The sequence below is a fragment of the Pseudomonas sp. ASL9 genome, from assembly GCF_056680335.1.
Genome location: NZ_CM155277.1, coordinates 5600935 through 5619211, shown reverse-complemented (window position 1 = coordinate 5619211; position 18277 = coordinate 5600935). Strand labels below are relative to the sequence as shown.

The 18277-nt window shown below is 59.0% G+C and carries 14 protein-coding genes; 9 read left to right on the top strand and 5 right to left on the bottom strand.

Translation table 11 applies throughout. The features are described from left to right. Window positions 1-454: 454 nt before the first annotated feature. Complete coding sequence (locus AC1ME2_RS25755; RefSeq protein WP_480437974.1) at window positions 455-2134, bottom strand: AMP-binding protein; 1680 nt, start codon at window positions 2132-2134, stop codon at window positions 455-457. Between the two features lie 271 nt (window positions 2135-2405). On the opposite strand from AC1ME2_RS25755, the gene AC1ME2_RS25750 reads away from it, so the two are divergent. The 5 genes from AC1ME2_RS25750 (at window position 2406) to AC1ME2_RS25730 (ending at window position 9486) form a co-directional block, all read left to right on the top strand. Continuing rightward, a complete protein-coding gene (locus AC1ME2_RS25750) occupies window positions 2406-3569 on the top strand; it encodes an isovaleryl-CoA dehydrogenase (protein ID WP_480437973.1) in 1164 nt (387 codons plus the stop codon). Window positions 3570-3687: 118 nt separating this feature from the next. After that, window positions 3688-5295, top strand: coding sequence for a carboxyl transferase domain-containing protein (locus tag AC1ME2_RS25745; RefSeq protein WP_480437972.1), 1608 nt, complete (start codon window positions 3688-3690; stop codon window positions 5293-5295). 24 nt (window positions 5296-5319) lie between these two features. Beyond that, window positions 5320-6156, top strand: coding sequence for a gamma-carboxygeranoyl-CoA hydratase (locus AC1ME2_RS25740; protein WP_480437971.1), 837 nt, complete (start codon window positions 5320-5322; stop codon window positions 6154-6156). After that, window positions 6153-8126, top strand: a complete 1974-nt coding sequence (locus AC1ME2_RS25735; RefSeq protein WP_480437969.1) for an acetyl/propionyl/methylcrotonyl-CoA carboxylase subunit alpha — start codon at window positions 6153-6155, stop codon at window positions 8124-8126. The genes AC1ME2_RS25740 and AC1ME2_RS25735 overlap by 4 nt, the downstream gene beginning before the upstream one ends. Window positions 8127-8340: 214 nt before the next feature. After that, window positions 8341-9486: a M14 family metallopeptidase gene (locus AC1ME2_RS25730; RefSeq protein WP_480437968.1), complete on the top strand. Its 1146-nt coding sequence runs from the start codon at window positions 8341-8343 to the stop codon at window positions 9484-9486. 36 nt (window positions 9487-9522) lie between these two features. Here AC1ME2_RS25730 and AC1ME2_RS25725 read toward each other — a convergent pair whose 3' ends face one another. Both AC1ME2_RS25725 and AC1ME2_RS25720 read right to left on the bottom strand, forming a co-directional pair. Further along, entirely contained in the window at window positions 9523-10062 is a 540-nt protein-coding gene (locus AC1ME2_RS25725; protein ID WP_480437967.1) for a cytochrome b, read from the bottom strand. Further along, window positions 10059-11147 (bottom strand): catalase family peroxidase, encoded by a 1089-nt coding sequence (locus tag AC1ME2_RS25720; protein WP_480437965.1) that lies wholly within the window; start codon window positions 11145-11147, stop codon window positions 10059-10061. The genes AC1ME2_RS25725 and AC1ME2_RS25720 overlap by 4 nt, the downstream gene beginning before the upstream one ends. A 177-nt stretch (window positions 11148-11324) precedes the next feature. Here AC1ME2_RS25720 and AC1ME2_RS25715 point away from each other — a divergent pair, with 177 nt between their 5' ends. Continuing rightward, entirely contained in the window at window positions 11325-11837 is a 513-nt protein-coding gene (locus tag AC1ME2_RS25715) for a sigma-70 family RNA polymerase sigma factor (protein ID WP_480437964.1), read from the top strand. Then, window positions 11834-12592 (top strand): anti-sigma factor family protein, encoded by a 759-nt coding sequence (locus tag AC1ME2_RS25710; RefSeq protein WP_480437963.1) that lies wholly within the window; start codon window positions 11834-11836, stop codon window positions 12590-12592. The genes AC1ME2_RS25715 and AC1ME2_RS25710 overlap by 4 nt, the downstream gene beginning before the upstream one ends. 456 nt (window positions 12593-13048) lie before the next feature. On the opposite strand, the gene AC1ME2_RS25705 is transcribed toward AC1ME2_RS25710, so the two are convergent. Next, window positions 13049-14941, bottom strand: coding sequence for a propionyl-CoA synthetase (locus AC1ME2_RS25705; RefSeq protein WP_480437961.1), 1893 nt, complete (start codon window positions 14939-14941; stop codon window positions 13049-13051). A 105-nt stretch (window positions 14942-15046) separates the two neighbouring features. Beyond that, window positions 15047-16261, bottom strand: a complete 1215-nt coding sequence (locus tag AC1ME2_RS25700; protein ID WP_480437960.1) for an MFS transporter — start codon at window positions 16259-16261, stop codon at window positions 15047-15049. A gap of 105 nt (window positions 16262-16366) precedes the next feature. Between AC1ME2_RS25700 and AC1ME2_RS25695 the strand changes: the two genes are divergently transcribed. Next, a complete protein-coding gene (locus tag AC1ME2_RS25695) occupies window positions 16367-16924 on the top strand; it encodes a TetR/AcrR family transcriptional regulator (protein WP_480437959.1) in 558 nt (185 codons plus the stop codon). Window positions 16925-16944: 20 nt separating this feature from the next. After that, complete coding sequence (locus AC1ME2_RS25690) at window positions 16945-18237, top strand: leucine-rich repeat-containing protein kinase family protein (protein ID WP_480442332.1); 1293 nt, start codon at window positions 16945-16947, stop codon at window positions 18235-18237. Window positions 18238-18277 lie beyond the last annotated feature (40 nt).

Sequence of the window (18277 nt, the reverse complement as noted above, 5' to 3'; positions counted from 1 at the left end):
GATTTTAAAGGGTTTTATAAAGTTGGCACGGCTTCTGCTATTAGTTCCGTACAACAAAAATAAAAAAACAAAGCAGTACCCAATAAAAACAATACGTACCGGCTCTGACATAACAAGAACAACACGGACAGAGACGCAGCTAATAGATTTTTTTGGAGTGGATAGCTTTTCAGGGGTTTCGACCCCGCGACCGGGCAGAGAACAATAAAACTACCTCAGGTAGCTCCCGAACTGGTTGGATCAAGTACGTGATGAAAGCAAGTCAGCGCTCAAAAAAATACGTTTGCTCTTGATCCCGAATGGGGATCGATTAAAACAGCGGTAAAGGGACAGGTCGCCAAAAACAAGAATAGGCCACCCTAAAACAATAAAAAAAGAGCATGCATAAAAACCTTGAAGGGGAGCCCAGGCTCCCCTTCGTGCTATCTGGCGTTTGCCAAACCGCATCAAGCCCCTATTCAATCGCCTTCAGCAATTCCTCGATACTGATTTCCCGCATGCGAAATTTCTGAACCTTGCCCGTTACGGTCATGGGGAATTCGTCGACGAATTTGAAATGGCGTGGTGTTTTGTAATGGGCTATCCGGTCTTTGCACCAGCTTTGCAATTCGAGCGCACTGACGACATGGCCTGGGTGCAGCTTTATCCAGGCGACGATCTCTTCGCCGTACTTGGTATCAGGGATGCCTATCACCTGTATGTCCGCCACCGCTGGATGGGTGAAAAAGAACTCTTCCAGCTCGCGGGGGTACACGTTCTCGCCGCCGCGAATGATCATATCCTTGTTACGCCCGGCGATGCAGACGTAACCATTATCGTCCATCGACGCCAGGTCACCCGTGTGCATCCAGCCCGCTTGATCCAGCGCCTCGGCGGTGCCTTGCAGGTTGTTCCAATAACCGAGCATCACGCTGTAACCACGGGTGCACAACTCGCCGATCTGGCCACGCGGGACAATACAGCCGGCTTCATCGATGATCTTGCTCTCCAGTTGTGGCTGGGTGCGGCCCACGGTTGTTACCCGTAGCTCAATGCCATCCTCAGGCCCGGTCTGCAGCGACACCGGACTGGTTTCTGTCATGCCGTAGGCGATCTGCACCTCCTTCATGTGCATCTCACTGATGACCTTGCGCATGACTTCGATCGGGCAGGTTGCACCCGCCATGATTCCGGTGCGCAGGCTGGACAGGTCAAATGCCTTGAGTTGCGGATGATCGAGCATGGCAATAAACATGGTTGGCACGCCATACAGCGCTGTGGCACGTTCGTCGGCCACGACACTGAGGGTGATCAATGGGTCGAAACCGTCATTGGGGTAGATCATCGTTGCGCCATGGGTCATGCAACCCAGGTTACCCATGACCATACCAAAGCAGTGATACAGCGGCACCGGGATCACGACACGGTCAGCAGCGCTCAGGCCCAGGCTTTCGCCGACCATGTAGCCATTATTGAGGATATTGTAGTGACTGAGAGTCGCGCCTTTAGGGAAACCTGTGGTGCCGGAGGTGTACTGGATATTCACGGGATGATCGAATTGCAGACGGCTCTGCTGCTCATTCAGTTGCTCGACGCTGATCTCAACCGCTAAAGACGCCAACGCTGTCCATGGAAGAAAACCCGCTGGCGGCTGCTCATCAAGGCTGATCACCCCACGCAACTCTGGCAGGGACTCACTGCGCAGCTGTCCTGCCGGGCAGTCGCACAATTCAGGTAACAGCGTAGTGAGCATGGCGTGGTAGTTCGAAGTTTTGAACGCGCCGGCACACATCAACCACTGGCAGCCAGACTGCTTGAGCACGTACTCCAGCTCACTGGTGCGATAAGCCGGATTGATATTGACCAGAATCACACCCAGTTTGGCGCTGGCGAACTGGGTGATACACCACTGCGCGCAGTTCGGAGCCCAGATCCCCAGGCGGTCGCCTGTTTGCAAGCCCAGCGCCATCAGTGCCCGCGCATGCACGTCTACTGCCTCGCCCAATTGCGCCCAGCTATAGCGCAGTTGCTGATGGCGCACGACCAACGCCTCACCAAGGGGGAATTTGGCGACAGTCTCGTCGAATGCCTGACCGATGGTCTGCGCCAACAGCGCCTTGTCCTGTCGGCCGCGGGAATAGCTAGGTTGGATCATGGACGGTCCCTTTTATGTTTGTTTTGGGATCACAGCCGTATCATCGTTTCGTCAGACACAGCCATCATAAAGGCCTTACTCTTCGAACAGGCCTACTTTGGCGCAAATTGACGTTAACGTAAAGGTCATGCTGGCGCACGGATGTTGACAGGCAAAGCCTGACAGGTTTACGTTAACGTAAAGGTGAATACAGCATTCACCATAGCACTCGTTATTTTCAAGACCCCAACCCAGGGCTTGCACCCAACAATAATAGGAAAGGTAAAAAAGCATGAGCTACCCGAGCCTGAACTTCGCCCTCGGCGAAACCATCGACATGCTGCGCGACCAGGTTCAGGCCTTTGTCGCGGCAGAAATTTCGCCCCGTGCGGCGCAAATCGATAAAGACAATCTGTTCCCGGCTGACATGTGGCGCAAGTTCGGTGACATGGGCTTGCTCGGCATCACGGTCGACGAAGAATACGGCGGCGCGGGCATGGGCTACCTGGCTCACGTCGTGGCAATGGAAGAAATCAGCCGTGGCTCGGCGTCAGTCGCCCTCTCCTACGGCGCTCATTCCAATCTCTGCGTGAACCAGATCAACCGCAACGGCAACCCCGAGCAGAAAGCCAAGTACCTGCCTAAGCTGATCAGCGGCGAGCACGTTGGCGCGCTGGCCATGAGCGAACCCAATGCCGGTTCCGACGTGGTATCGATGAAGCTGCGTGCCGACAAGCAAGGTGACCATTACGTCCTCAATGGCAGCAAAACCTGGATCACCAACGGCCCGGATGCCAACACGTATGTGATCTATGCCAAGACCGACCTGGAAAAAGGTGCTCACGGCATCAGCGCGTTCATCGTCGAGCGCGACTGGAAAGGATTTTCCCGCAGCAACAAATTCGACAAGCTCGGCATGCGTGGCTCCAACACCTGCGAGCTGTTTTTCGATGACGTCGAAGTGCCGGAAGAAAATCTGCTCGGCGCGCTGAACGGCGGCGTCAGAGTCCTGATGAGCGGCCTCGACTACGAGCGCGTGGTGCTTTCCGGTGGCCCGACCGGGATCATGCAGGCCTGCATGGACGTGGTGGTGCCCTACATTCATGACCGTAAACAGTTCGGCCAAAGCATCGGCGAATTCCAGCTGATTCAAGGCAAAGTTGCTGACATGTACACCCAACTCAATGCCAGCCGCGCCTACCTGTATGCCGTGGCTCAAGCCTGCGAGCGCGGTGAAACCACCCGTAAAGACGCTGCAGGGGTGATCCTGTACAGCGCAGAATGCGCCACAAAAATGGCTCTGGACACCATCCAGATCCTGGGCGGCAACGGCTACATCAATGAGTTTCCAGCCGGTCGCCTGCTGCGTGACGCCAAGCTGTATGAGATCGGCGCCGGCACCAGTGAAATCCGCCGCATGCTGATCGGTCGCGAGCTGTTCAACGAAACGAAATAAGCACTTCCCCTGTAGGAGCCAACTTGTTGGCGAGCTTGGCTGGCTTGGCTGGCGCGGTGTGTCAGGTACGCCGCCTCGCGAACAAGTTCGCTCCTACAGGGGTCTGCGGAGTAGCCCCATGACCATCTTGCACACCCAGATTAATACACGCTCGCCAGAGTTTGCCGCCAACGGCGTGGCGATGCTTAAACACGTAGACGGCCTGCGCCAGTTGCTCGCCCAGGTTCATCAGGGCGGCGGACCTAAAGCGCAGGAGCGCCATACCTCGCGTGGCAAATTGCTGCCCCGCGAACGGATCAATCGCTTGCTCGATGTTGGCTCACCGTTCCTTGAGATCGGCCAGCTGACAGCTTATGAGGTGTATGGCGAAGACGTACCTGCGGCAGGTTTGATCGTCGGCATCGGCCGGGTCGAAGGCGTCGAATGCATGATCGTCGCCAACGACGCCACGGTGAAGGGCGGATCTTACTACCCACTGACGGTTAAAAAGCACCTGCGTGCGCAAACCATCGCTCAGCAAAATCGCTTGCCATGCATCTATCTGGTCGACTCCGGTGGCGCCAACCTGCCGCGTCAGGATGAAGTGTTCCCCGACCGCGAACACTTCGGGCGGATTTTCTTCAATCAGGCAAACATGAGCGCCGTGGGCATCCCGCAAATTGCCGTGGTCATGGGCTCGTGCACAGCGGGCGGCGCCTATGTGCCAGCCATGGCCGATGAAGCGATCATGGTTCGCCAACAGGCGACGATTTTCCTCGCCGGCCCACCGCTGGTGAAGGCTGCGACCGGTGAAGTGGTCAGCGCCGAGGACTTGGGCGGTGCCGATGTGCACTGCAAAATCTCCGGGGTCGCCGATCATTACGCCGAAAGCGACGAACACGCTCTGGCCTTGGCCCGACGCAGCATCGCTAACCTCAACTGGCGCAAACAGGGTCAACTCAACGCCCTGGCCCCCATCGCCCCGTTGTATGGCGCCGACGAGTTGTACGGGGTGATCCCGGCTGACGCGAAGCAACCATTCGACGTGCGCGAAGTGATTGCGCGCCTGGTGGACGGCTCAGTGTTCGATGAATTCAAGGCCTTGTTCGGCACCACGCTGGTCTGCGGCTTTGCCCATCTGCACGGCTATCCCATCGCGATCCTGGCCAACAACGGCATCCTTTTCGCTGAATCTGCGCAGAAAGGCGCGCATTTCATCGAACTGGCCTGCCAACGCGGCATCCCGTTGTTGTTTCTGCAGAACATCACCGGCTTCATGGTCGGCCAGAAGTACGAAGCTGGCGGCATCGCCAAACACGGTGCCAAGCTGGTCACCGCCGTGGCCTGCGCCAAGGTGCCGAAACTCACGGTCATCATCGGCGGCAGTTTTGGCGCCGGTAACTACGGCATGTGTGGCCGCGCCTACGACCCGCGTTTTCTCTGGATGTGGCCCAACGCCCGGATCGGTGTGATGGGCGGCGAACAAGCCGCAGGTGTGCTGGTGCAGGTCAAACGTGAGCAAGCCGAACGCAGCGGCCACACGTTCAGCGCTGAGCAGGAGGCCGAGATCAAGCAACCGATTCTCGATCAGTATGAGCATCAGGGTCATCCTTATTACTCCAGCGCCCGCTTGTGGGACGACGGTGTAATCGACCCTGCACAAACCCGTGACATTCTGGCCCTGGCCTTATCCGCATCGCTGAACGCGCCTATCGAACCAAGCACATTCGGTGTGTTCCGGATGTAACCGGGCCTCGCCAACGGAGTGAACATGACTGATTTCCACACGGTTGAATTGCACACCGATCCTCGAGGTTTCGCCACGCTCTGGCTGAACCGCGCAGACAAGAACAACGCTTTCAACGCCCAGATGATTCGTGAGCTGATCATCGCCCTGGATGATGTGCAAGCCGACACCCGCCTGCGCTTCATGGTGATCCGTGGCCGTGGCAAGCACTTTAGCGCCGGGGCCGACTTGGCCTGGATGCAGCAATCGGCGAACCTGGATTACAACACCAACCTCGACGATGCCCGCGAGCTGGCCGAGCTGATGTACAACCTGGCCAAATTGAAGATCCCGACCCTGGCGGTCGTGCAAGGCGCGGCCTACGGCGGCGCATTGGGTCTGATCAGTTGCTGTGACATGGCCATTGGTACCGAAGATGCGCAGTTCTGCCTGTCGGAAGTGCGCATCGGCCTGGCCCCGGCGGTGATCAGCCCCTTCGTCGTGCAAGCCATCGGTGAGCGTGCGGCACGTCGTTACGCCCTGACTGCCGAGCGTTTCAGTGGTATGCGCGCACGGGAAATCGGTCTGATTGCCGAGTGCTACCCCGCCGCAGAGTTCGAGCAGCAGATCGATCAGTGGATCGACAACTTGCTGCTCAACAGCCCGCAAGCAATGCGTGCGAGTAAAGACCTGCTGCGTGAAGTAGGCAACGGTGAGTTGACCCCTGCCCTGCGTCGTTATTGTGAAAACGCCATTGCTCGTATCCGCGTCAGCCCTGAAGGCCAGGAAGGTTTGCGCGCGTTTCTGGAGAAACGCGCACCGGGCTGGCAGTCCGAACAGGCTGTCGCCGCTCAATCCAATAAAAAGGAGCCGCGCCCATGAGCGCCTCGCAGACCCCTACCCCCCTGCTGACCCGCATTCTGGTCGCCAACCGGGGCGAAATTGCGTGCCGCATCATGCGCACCGCCAAGGCGCTTGGGCTGACCACCGTTGCTGTGCACAGCGCCACTGATCGCGATGCCCGTCACAGCCGCGAGGCCGATATCCGCGTTGATCTGGGTGGCAGCAAGGCAGCCGACAGCTACTTGCTGATCGACAAATTGATCGCTGCGGCCAAGGCCAGCGGCGCCCAGGCGATCCATCCCGGTTATGGCTTTTTGTCTGAAAACGCAGGGTTTGCCCGCGCCATCGAAAACGCTGGATTGATCTTCCTCGGCCCCCCCGCTTCCGCCATCGACGCCATGGGCAGCAAATCCGCCGCCAAGGCCCTGATGGAAGACGCTGGCGTGCCTCTGGTGCCGGGTTATCACGGCGAAGCACAAGACGTTGCCACCTTCAGCGCTGCCGCTGAACGCATCGGTTACCCGGTGTTACTCAAAGCCACGGCGGGCGGCGGCGGCAAAGGCATGAAGGTGGTGGAACAGGTCAGTGAAATGGCCGAAGCCCTGGCCTCGGCCCAGCGTGAAGCACTGTCATCGTTCGGTGATTCGCGGATGCTGGTGGAGAAATACCTGCTCAAGCCGCGTCACGTTGAAATCCAGGTATTTGCCGATCAGCACGGCAACTGCCTGTACCTTAATGAGCGCGACTGCTCGATTCAGCGCCGCCATCAAAAAGTCGTCGAAGAAGCCCCTGCTCCGGGTCTGAGCCCCGAACTGCGCCGTGCCATGGGTGAATCGGCGGTGCGTGCCGCTCAAGCCATTGGTTATGTCGGCGCCGGCACGGTGGAGTTTTTGCTGGACTCTCGCGGCGAATTCTTCTTTATGGAGATGAACACTCGCCTGCAAGTCGAACACCCGGTCACTGAAGCCATCACCGGGCTGGACCTGGTGGCCTGGCAAATTCGTGTGGCCCAGGGTGAGGCGCTGCCGATCACTCAAGCGCAGGTGCCGCTGATCGGGCATGCCATCGAAGTGCGGCTGTACGCCGAAGACCCTGCCAACGACTTCTTGCCGGCCACCGGCACGCTGGACATCTACCGCGAACCCGCTGCGGGCCCCGGTCGACGCGTGGACAGTGGCGTGGCTGAAGGCGACAGCGTGTCGCCCTTCTACGACCCGATGCTCGGCAAGCTGATCGCCTGGGGTGAAAACCGCGAGCAGGCACGTCTACGTTTGCTGGCCATGCTCGATGAGTTCGTCATCGGCGGGCTGAAAACCAACCTGGCGTTCCTGCGCAGCATCGTCGCGCATCCTGCGTTCGCCGCGGCGGAGCTCGATACCGGGTTTATTCCGCGCTATCAGGAACAGTTGCTGCCACCCGCCGGGGCGTTGTCGGCCGAGTTCTGGCAGGCCGCTGGCGAGGCCTTCAGCCAAAGCCAGCCAAGCACGCTTCGCCAGGACGACCTGCACTCACCCTGGGCCCGTAATAACGGCCTGCGTGCTGGACTGCCGACAGAAATCGATCTGCATTTGAGCTGCAATGGCCAGAAACAGGTGATCCAGCTGCGCAACAGCAGCGCCTCGCTGACTGAGCTACGGGGTGAGCAACTGCTGATTGAACACGATGGCGTGCGCCGTCAGCATCTGGCGATCCGCCGTGGCGACACCCTGTATCTGCATTGGCAAGGCGAGCTGCACACGATCAAACGCCTCGATCCGATTGCCGAGGTTGAAGCCAGCCACACGCATCAGGGTGGTCTGACAGCGCCCATGAACGGCAGCATCGTGCGGGTGCTGGTCGAGGTGGGTCAAACCGTCGATGCCGGTGCGCAGTTAGTTGTACTGGAGGCCATGAAGATGGAGCACAGCATCCGCGCGCCCCATGCCGGGGTGGTCAAGACCCTGTATTGCGTCGAAGGCGAGATGGTCAGCGAAGGCGCCGTGTTGGTGGAATTGGAAGAAGCAAAATAAATTTTTACATACGAATGATAATTGTTATTATTCGCGCAGTTGATCGCAAGATCAGCCCCGATAACCCAGAAGCCTTAGGTCGGCTTCCGGATTATCTCCTCATCAGGCTAATCACGGTTTTTGACCCGGCACTTTGCCGGGTCTTTTTTTTTGATTTTTTTCTGATGCGTGTACAGTACCTGCACGAATTGGAACAACCGTACAGGAAATAACCGTGACTCAGACCCCTCTCCAAATCAGCGCGGATTTCGACAGCGGCAATATTCAAGTGCTCGACGCCAGCAATCCTTCTCACGTAAAACTGGCGATCCGCCCTGACACGAATAGCCCCCATCTACAGTGGTTTCATTTCAAGGTCGAACACCTGGACGTAAGCCAAAAGCACGCCTTCAGCCTGACCAACGCCAGCCAGTCCAGCTACAACCGCGCCTGGAGCGGTTATCAGGCAGTGGCCTCTTACGATCATGAACACTGGTTTCGTGTACCGACAACATTCGACGGCACAGCCCTGAATTTCAGCCTTGTACCGACCGAGTCGCAGGTGTATTTCGCCTACTTCGAACCCTACAGCCGCGCGCGTCATGACTGGCTGATCGAGCAGGCCATCAACAAAGCCGGCACCGAACTGATCGCCATCGGCAAAAGCATCGAAGGTCGCGACATCCAACTGTTACGCAAAGGCGATGGCGCTGCTGGCAAGCGCAAGGTCTGGATCATCGCCCAGCAACACCCTGGCGAACACATGGCCGAATGGTTCATGGAAGGCCTGATCGAACGTTTGCAGGAAACAGACGACCCGGTCATGGCTCAACTGCTGACTGCCGCCGATCTGTACCTGGTGCCGCACATGAACCCTGACGGTTCATTCCACGGTCATCTGCGTACCAACGCAAAGGGCAAAGACCTGAATCGCGCCTGGCAGGATTCCAGTCGGGAACTAAGCCCCGAAGTGTTCTTCGTCCAGCAGCAGATGGAGAAATACGGCGTCGATCTGTTCCTCGATATCCACGGCGATGAAGAAATCCCCTACGTCTTTGCCGCAGCGTGTGAAGGCAACCCCGGCTACACCCCGCAACAGCAGCAACTGGAAGAACACTTCCGCCGCCGCTTGAGCGAAATCACCCGGGATTTCCAGACCCGCTACGGCTACCCGCGTAGCAGCCCCGGCCAAGCCAACATGAACCTGGCGTGCAACAGCGTCGGCGAGCGTTATCAATGCCTGTCGCTGACCCTGGAAATGCCGTTCAAGGACAACGATGACGCGCCCGACCTCATCACAGGCTGGTCAGGCAAACGCTCGAAACAACTGGCCAAGGATGTGCTGACCACCGTGTCGGAAATGGTCTCGACGCTGCGCTGAGTCGGAAGAGGGTTATAGCGCCTGCACGCTCAGAGATCAGTCCTTACCACGCACCATACTGCCTAGCACCTCGTCCCGGCGTATCCACCCATGAAACAACGCAGCCGCCAGGTGCAGCAGGATGGTCAGGAAAAACAGGTAAGCCAGATAGGCGTGGGTTTTACGCAAAAGAGCAAAGGTGGAGGCATTGGCCGATAGGATCGAAGGCAGTTGCAGTGAGCTGCCCAGCATCACCGGGTCACCTGCCGCCGAAATCATGGCCCAGCCAATCAAGGGCATCAGCAACATCAACGCGTACAACAAATAATGCGACAGTTTTGCCGCCAGCGTCTGCCAACTTGGCAAATCCGCAGGCAACGGTGGCGTGCGGGTAGAGAACCGCACCACCAACCGCACTATCACCAGCAATAGAATGGCGATGCCCAACGGCTTATGAATGTTCACTAACCATTCATGACGTTGCGACACCGATGCGACCATCCCTGCGCCGATGAACAACATCGACAGGATCATCAGCGCCATTAACCAGTGCAGCAAGCGCGCCAAAGGGGCGAAATGGGGCGGTTGGGCGTTCATTGTTTTGACTCCTGTGTTGAAGCGGCCTTGGGCAACTGGTCCACTTCACTGGTCCGGCGTAAGTAAGAATCGGCATAGGCCGCAGAACGGGCCGCTAACAGAGGGTCGTCGGAGCCTTCGATACCGCTCGGCAGGACCAGCGGATCGTAATTGATGTCACGGCAGTCGCCGTTTAGTTGTGGCTGGGTGCTTTCCAGCACCAACGTGCCTGCATTGACCGTACGGTGATCGTTGAGCCATGGCTTGCTGGCGTCGTTGGTTGGGTCCTCGGCATTGGCCAGGGTGAAAATCAGGTCCCAGCGCAAAGGCCCGGCCGCAAGGTGGCGACCCAGGTCCTGCTCAAGAAAGTCTTTACCCTCGGTGGTCTGCACCCCTGCTTCGTCCTTGCTCACCGGGACCATGCTCCAGCGCACCGCCTGACGTTTGCCTTCGGCATTCACCAGATAAAACGCGTTGATGCTGTTGTAGGTTTCGGTGGTGTAGCTGGCCGAAGGCTTGGCGGTCTTGACCCAGGCCAGAAATGGCGCGGACTCCGGGTGCGAAGCAAAGAACGCTGGCGGCTTGCTCGGGTCCGGTTTGCCGGTCGCAGGGTCCGGAGCGGTGGCCTTGAGCATGCCGTAAAAAGCATCGGGCGTACCGACAGGAAACACCGGCATGCTGTTCATTCCGGTGCGCCATTGCTGACCATTGGCCAGTTTGAAGCGCAGGGCCATGCTGCGGATAGGGACAGCGCTGTCAGGCGAATACGGATTCCCCGTAGGCAAGGCGAAGCGGCCGACCACCGGCGTACGCGTCGCGCTGAGCACTTGCGCACTGGAAAACTCGGCGGCGGCGCCGTTGCTTTCGAAGTAGCCTGCAACGCAGACACCTTTGGAGTGGTTGCGGCGAAAACCCGGATGCAACCCGTTGTTGTGTTCAAGGGTGTCGACGAGAACCTTGGGGGTCAGGCGTTGGGGGTCCAGGTAACCGCCCACGTAAGCGAACAGGCCTGCGACCGCGAGCACCAACACGGCAATGCCGGCCAGGCGAAAGGTCGTGCTCGCGGCACTCAAGGGTGGCTTTTTCGGCGGTAAACGATCAACCATGAAAAACTCCAGGGCCGTCGGCCTCAGGGTGAAGGAACTGTGGGACGCAGGCGCTGGCGCTTTATTCCATCAGACAGGTTTTATTTTTTCAGGGTGGGAATAACCTTCTTGGACAGGCGTCTCTCTGATCACACGATCTGAACTGATCATAGTTGCTGACTTGGAACCCGCAGGCCCATGAACGAAATCGACGATCAACTACGCGAGTTATTGCCGCGAATGCGGCGCTTCGCGGTTTGGCTGACCCGAGACCCAAGCAGCGCTGACGATCTGGTGCAATCGAGCCTGGAAAAAGCCCTGTCACGCTGGGCCGACAAACGCCCGGAAGGAGATCTGCGCGCCTGGTTATTCTCGATCCTGTACCGGCAGTTTCTCGATGCCCACCGCCGCTCACGATGCTATGGACGCATGCTGGAACTGTTCACTGGTGCCAGGGACGATCATTATGAGCCGTCTGTCGAACGCACCGTGGTGGCTCGATCGACCCTTGAAGCCTTTGGCCTGCTGAACACCGAGCAGCGCGCCCTATTGCTGTGGGTTTCGGTCGAGGGCTTGAGTTATAAAGAAATCGCCGAGATCCTCGATGTCCCTATTGGCACCGTCATGTCCCGTTTGTCCCGCGCTCGCCAGGCCCTGCGCCAGCTCAGCGACGGCGAAATCACGCTCCCTTCTCTGCGGATATTGAAATGATCACTCTGCCCCCCAGCGAACGCGACTTGCACGCTTACGTCGACCATCAGCTCAGTGAGGCCGACCGCCTGACCCTGGAAATCTGGCTTGCCGCACACCCGGAGCAAGCCGAGCAGGTGGCCGCCTGGCAACTCGATGCCCAGCACCTGCGCGCGGCCTTGAGCGGTGGGCTGCACATGGCGCCCAACCCCGAACTGGACCCGGCGTTCATCCGTCAGCGCATGCGCCGCACGTCTTATCGGCGTTACGCCACGGCGGCGATGTTGCTGGTGGCGGTGAGCCTGGGTGGCCTGAGCGGCTGGCAAGCACGGGAAATGACCTTGAGCACCGCCATGCCGCCCATGGCCGATGCCGTGCAGGCGTACCGGATGTTCGCGGTGAAAGACGACATGGCGTCGGACTGGAACGCGAATAAACCCAACAATGCCCAAGGCTGGCTGGACAACAACTTCGCCCAGGCCAACCGCTTACCCAACCTGGAGGCGGCGGGTTTCAAACCGGTCAGCGGACGCTTGACCAGCACCGAACAAGGTGCCGCCGCGATGGTGGTGTATGAAGATTCGAACGGGCGCAAGGTCAGCTTCTACATCCGTCCGCCAGGACCGCAAAACCACCTGCTGCCACGCGGCAGCCGCCGGGATGGTGAATTACAGGCAGACTATTGGTCCGGTGGCGGTTACAACTACGCCATGGTCAGCCAGGCCGACGACCCTGCGGCGCAGATTGCCAGACAGGCGATCCGGCAGCCGATCTAGGGTTGCCTGACTCCTTGCAGGCTGTGTGTCCGACACAAATCCTGAGTTGACTGAGATTCTGTAGGAGGGCCCACCCCGTCTTCGACGCCGCGCTGTCGCGCAGCAAACTGGGTTGCGATTTATGTGTCGTGATCGGTGGTGGTGTGTCAGATAAGACGCCTTCGCGAATAAATTCGCTCCCACCGGGGTCTTGATTTGCCTTTGATTTTTAAGTGAATTGACTGTCGAATTACGGTAAGGCCCCTTTTCCAGAAGGCCGAGCGCAGGCGTTGCGCAGGGGGTAACGAGGCAGGACGCCGAGTTAGCCGCACGGGGCCAGGGACGGCCCCTTGCGGCGACCCCCGGAGCAACGCCGGAGCGAGGGAAATCAGAGCCTAAGCGAGGATCCGTATGGCGGGCGCCTGATAGACCGTATTCGCGAACAAGACTACACGTCCCGGTTGCTCCCACAGAGACCTATTTACTGGCCAATGCCGCGGCAATCTCCCCAAGAATCGCCGGATCATCAATGGTCGACGGCGGCGTGAAATCCTCGCCGTCGGCGATTTTGCGCAAAACGCCGCGCAGTATTTTACCGGAGCGGGTTTTGGGCAGGCGCTTGACCACGACCACTCGCTGCAAACACGCCAGCGCGCCGATCCTCTCGCGCACCAGCGCCACCATTTCGCCGCGCAATTGCTCGGCACTTTCGCTGACGCCGTCCTTGAGCACGATCATGCCAAGCGGCACCTGCCCCTTGATCTCGTCATGCACACCGATCACCGCACACTCGGCCACGGCGGGATGTTGCCCGACCAGGTCTTCCATCTCTCCGGTGGACAGCCTATGGCCAGCGACGTTAATCACATCATCCGTGCGGCCCATGATGTACACAAAACCGTTTTCATCCACATAGCCACCATCACCGGTGTGGTAATAGCCGGGATAGGTCTGCAGATAAGCTTCCAGGTAACGCGGGTGGTCATTCCATAGCGTCTGGGCACACCCCGGCGGCAGGGGCAAGGCGATGACAATAGAGCCTTGCTGACCCGGACCGAGCAATCGGCCCTCCTCGTCCATGACCTGGACGTTGTAACCCGGCACCGCACGGTTGCTCGACCCGGGGGCCGGGCTGTGACCTTCGAGGCCCATGCACGGTGCCGTCACTGGCCAGCCGGTTTCGGTCTGCCACCAATGATCGAGCACCGGCTTGCCGGTCAACTGCTCCAGCCATTGGTGAGTGCTGGAGTCGAGTTTTTCCCCGGCCAAAAACAGCTGTCGCAGCGAACTCAGGTCACGGTTCTTGATCAACTCACCGTCAGGGTCTTCCTTGCGAATCGCGCGCATGGCGGTGGGGGCACAGAACAAGGCATTGACCTTGTATTCTTCGATCACGCGCCAATACGCGCCTGCATCGGGCGTGCGGATCGGCTTGCCCTCATACAACACGGTGGTGCAGCCGCACATCAACGGCCCGTAGACAATCAGGGTGTGGCCCACCACCCAGCCAACATCAGAGATACCCCACCAGATATCGCCCGGCTGCATCCCGTAGATATGGGTCATGGTGAACATCAGCGCGACGGCGTTGCCGCCGTTTTCACGAACGATGCCCTTGGGTCGGCCGGTGGTGCCTGAGGTGTACATGATGTACAGCGGATCGGTGCTGGCGACGGGCACCGGATCAGCCGGCTGCACGCCGACCAAGGCGGCGTTCCAGTCCAGGTCGCGTCCGGCTTGCAGCCGTGCTTGAACCTGCGGACGTTGCAACACCAGCACATGGCTCGGCTGATGGCGGGCCAGTTCCAGGGCCTTATCCACCAAGGGTTTGTATTCAATCACCCGCTCGAACTCCAACCCGCAGGATGCGGTCAGCAGCAGTTTGGGGTTGGAATCGTCGATGCGCAGCGCCAGTTCATGGGCCGCGAAACCACCGAACACCACGGAATGAATTGCGCCGAGTCGGGCACAGGCTAGCATCGCCATGGCCGCCTGAGGGACCATCGGCATATAGATGATCACACCATCGCCCTTCTCCACGCCCAATTGGCGTAGCAGGCCGGCCAACCGCGCCACTTCGTCACGCAGTTCGTTATAGCTGTAACGAACCTTGCTGTGGCTGACCGGCGAATCATAGATCAGCGCCGTCTGCTCGCCACGGCCCTGCTCGATCTGATAATCCAGCGCCAGGTAGCTGCTATTGAGCTGACCATCGGCGAACCAGCGATGGGTGCCGTCGTCCAGGGTTTGCAGGGTCTGTCGAGGCGCCTGATACCAGGCCACATTGCGCGCCTGTAGCGCCCAGAAGGCCTCGGGGTCGGCGATGGAATGGTCGTACTGCTGCTGATAGTTCTTCTGTTGCTGGCTCATCGATGTCCCTGTGCTTGTTCTTATTGAGGGCTTAACGAGAAAGGCGTACACCCATGAACGTAGCAGATGCGCAGGGAAAAACAGCTACGACTTTTGTCGACTATTTTAGCCCTGTGACATGGCACGGGCACTGGTCGAACGCTGGATCAGCAAACCCAACAACGCCAGCGATGCCAGGGCGATGACCACCAGGCCATAGACGTTGGTGGTCGCGATCAGCCCGAAGCTGTGCGCCGACAGCCCGGCAACCAATGCAGGCACGCAAAATGCCAGGTAACTGAGCGCATAAAACGTCGACATCAGCCCGGCGCGTTCATGGGCGTGAGCCAGGGGCAGCAATAAGCGCATGGCCCCTAGGAACCCGGCGCCGAACCCGCACCCGGCAACCACCGTACCGACGAAAAACAGCCATAACCAACCACTGTTGACGGCCGCCAGAATCACCGCAACGCCCACGCCCATAAAACTGGCACCCACGAACAACGCCAGACTGGGCGCACGTTTGCGCAGGTTCAGGATCGCCACCGCGCCACTGAGGGTCAATGCAGCCACGGCCAGCCCACCATTGAGAACCGACGTCGAGCCGGTTGCTGCCGTTAATAATGATGGGCTCAACGACAGATAGAATCCGCTCAGCGCCCAGGCCGCTATATCCACGGGCAGCACCAGCCACAGCATACGTCTCGCTTGGGGCGGTACGTGCAACGAAAGCTTCAGCGACGCCCAAACACCCGGTTGCGGGCTGACCGTTTCTGGCAGACGCCACAGGTACAGCGCCTGCAACACAAAGGCGATCAATAGCACGATAAACGCCATCAACAGCGGCAGGGGCGCGAACGTCACCAGAACACTGGTACCCAATGCACCAGCGGCCATGCCCAGCATCGGCGCGACACTGTTGATCAACGGTCCCTGAGTCTGATCACAGTCGAGCAAGGCGGCGCCCAGTGCGCTGGTGGCCATGCCCGTGGCGAAACCTTGCAGCACCCGTGCGATGATTAGCCAGGTCACATCGGTGGCGGTGATAAACAATGCCATCGATACAATCTCAAGCACCAGCGCGGCAAAAATGACCGGGCGTCTGCCCAAGTAGTCAGACAATGAACCGACCACCAGCAAGGCCACCAGCAAACTGAGGGCATACACTGCAAAAATCAGGGTCAGCATCGCCGACGAGAAGCCCCAGCTTTGCTGATACAGGTGATAAAGAGGGGTTGGCGTGCTGGACGCTGCAAAAAAGCACAGCACCGTGATGGCAAGAAACCCCTGTTCTCCGCGACTGCGAACGATCGGGTCCGGGTTCTGCAAAGGATGAGACATGCGTACACTCTCCGATAAAGCAAACCGCTAAAGCAATCATTTAGCTTTTGTGAGTGTGCAACGCGATTCCGCTTAAAGCAAATTCTTTGTGTTAAGGTCTGCCGCATGGCTATTAAAGAAGGTATTCGCACGGGTGGCCGCAGCGCCCGTGTTCAAGAATCGATCCACGCGGCTATCCGTGACCTGCTGCTCGAACACGACCGTTCGGCACTCAGTGTCCCGCTGATCGCTACGCGGGCCGGCGTCACCCCCTCTACCATTTATCGACGCTGGGGTGACCTGACCACCCTGCTGGCCGATGCGGCGGTGGAGCGTTTGCGCCCGGACATTCCAGTCAATTGCGGCAACCTGCGCGAAGACCTGCAAGCGTGGACCGAGCAGTACCTGGACGAAATGAGTTCAGCCCCAGGCCGGGAATTGATGCGTGACGTTGTGGCCAGTAGCGCAGCAACCTGCTCTGGCAAATGCTCGGCCATCGTTCGTGATCAATTGCAGATCATCATTGATCGTGCGCGGGTGCGGGGCGAAACCGCGCCAGCGGCCGATGAGTTGATGGACGCCATTGTGGCGCCGATGGTGTATCGCATCCTCTACGCCGATGCACCGCCGAGCCTGGAGCGGATGCACCAACTGATCGACATCTGCCTGGCGCGGCAGGTTTGATGATGGCGACCGACAATCAAATGCACACCCTTGAACTTCTCGGTGCCGGCAAGCTTGCGGGCATCAAGCGCCTCGATCTGTCCTGTGGGCTGACTGAGTTTCCTCCACACATTTTTGACCTCGCGGACTCGCTGGAAGTGCTCAATCTGACCGGCAATGCGTTGAGCAGCCTGCCGGATGATCTGTACCGCCTGAGAAACCTGCGCGTGTTGTTCTGCTCGGAAAACCAGTTCACCGAACTGCCCGCCAGCATTGGTCAGTGCGCGCAATTGCAAATCGTCGGGTTCAAGGCCAACCAGATTCGTCACGTTCCAGCCCAGGCGCTGCCGCCCTTGCTGCGCTGGCTGATCCTGACTGACAACTGCATCGACGCCCTCCCCGACACGCTCGGCGGCTGTTCTGCCTTGCAAAAATTGATGCTGGCGGGCAATCGCTTGCAGCAGCTACCAGAGAGTCTGGCTGGCTGCGAGCAACTTGAGCTGGTGCGTATTGCCGCCAATCGCCTGACTGAGTTACCCGACTGGCTGTTGAAGCTGCCTGCACTGGCCTGGTTGGCCTATGCAGGAAACCCGCTGACCGTAAGCCACGCTGAAACGCCCATCCGCCAGATCCCGTGGCAGCAACTGCAAGTGCAGCAGCAATTGGGCGAAGGCGCTTCCGGGGTAATTCAACAAGCCCTGTGGCAACGCGAGGAAAACCAATCCACGCCCGTGGCGATCAAACTCTACAAGGGCAGCATCACCAGTGACGGCTCCCCGCTCAATGAAATGTCTGCCTGCATCGCTGCCGGGGCTCACCCGCAGTTGATCGAAGTCCAGGGGCAAATTGCGGAACACCCAGAGGCACAGGTTGGGCTCGTGATGCAATTGATCGCCCCCAGTTTCAGCAACCTTTCAGGCCCGCCCAGCCTGGACTCCTGCACCCGCGACATCTATGCCTCAGGCACTCGGTTTTCGCTGGACGTCGCCCTGCGCCTGGCCTGCGGCATCGCCTCGGTCGCCGAGCATCTGCATGCGTGCGGCATCAGCCATGGCGACCTGTACGGGCACAATATCTTGTGGGACGAGGACGGCGATTGCCTGCTGGGTGACTTTGGCGCAGCGTCTTTCCATCCGGCAGCCGACACCGCTCAGGCACTGGCGCTGGAGCGCATTGAAGTCAGGGCTTTCGGGATTCTGCTGGGGGAGTTGCTGGAGCGTTGCGATTCGGCGGTTACTGAGCCATGGCTTGAACTGCAAGCGCGTTGTATCCAGGCTGACGTCATGGCCCGGCCTTCGTTCAAGCAGGTTCATGACGCGTTGCAGGGTGTCTGACAAACTGCATCAAGCCCTTCGCGAATGAATTCGCTCCCAC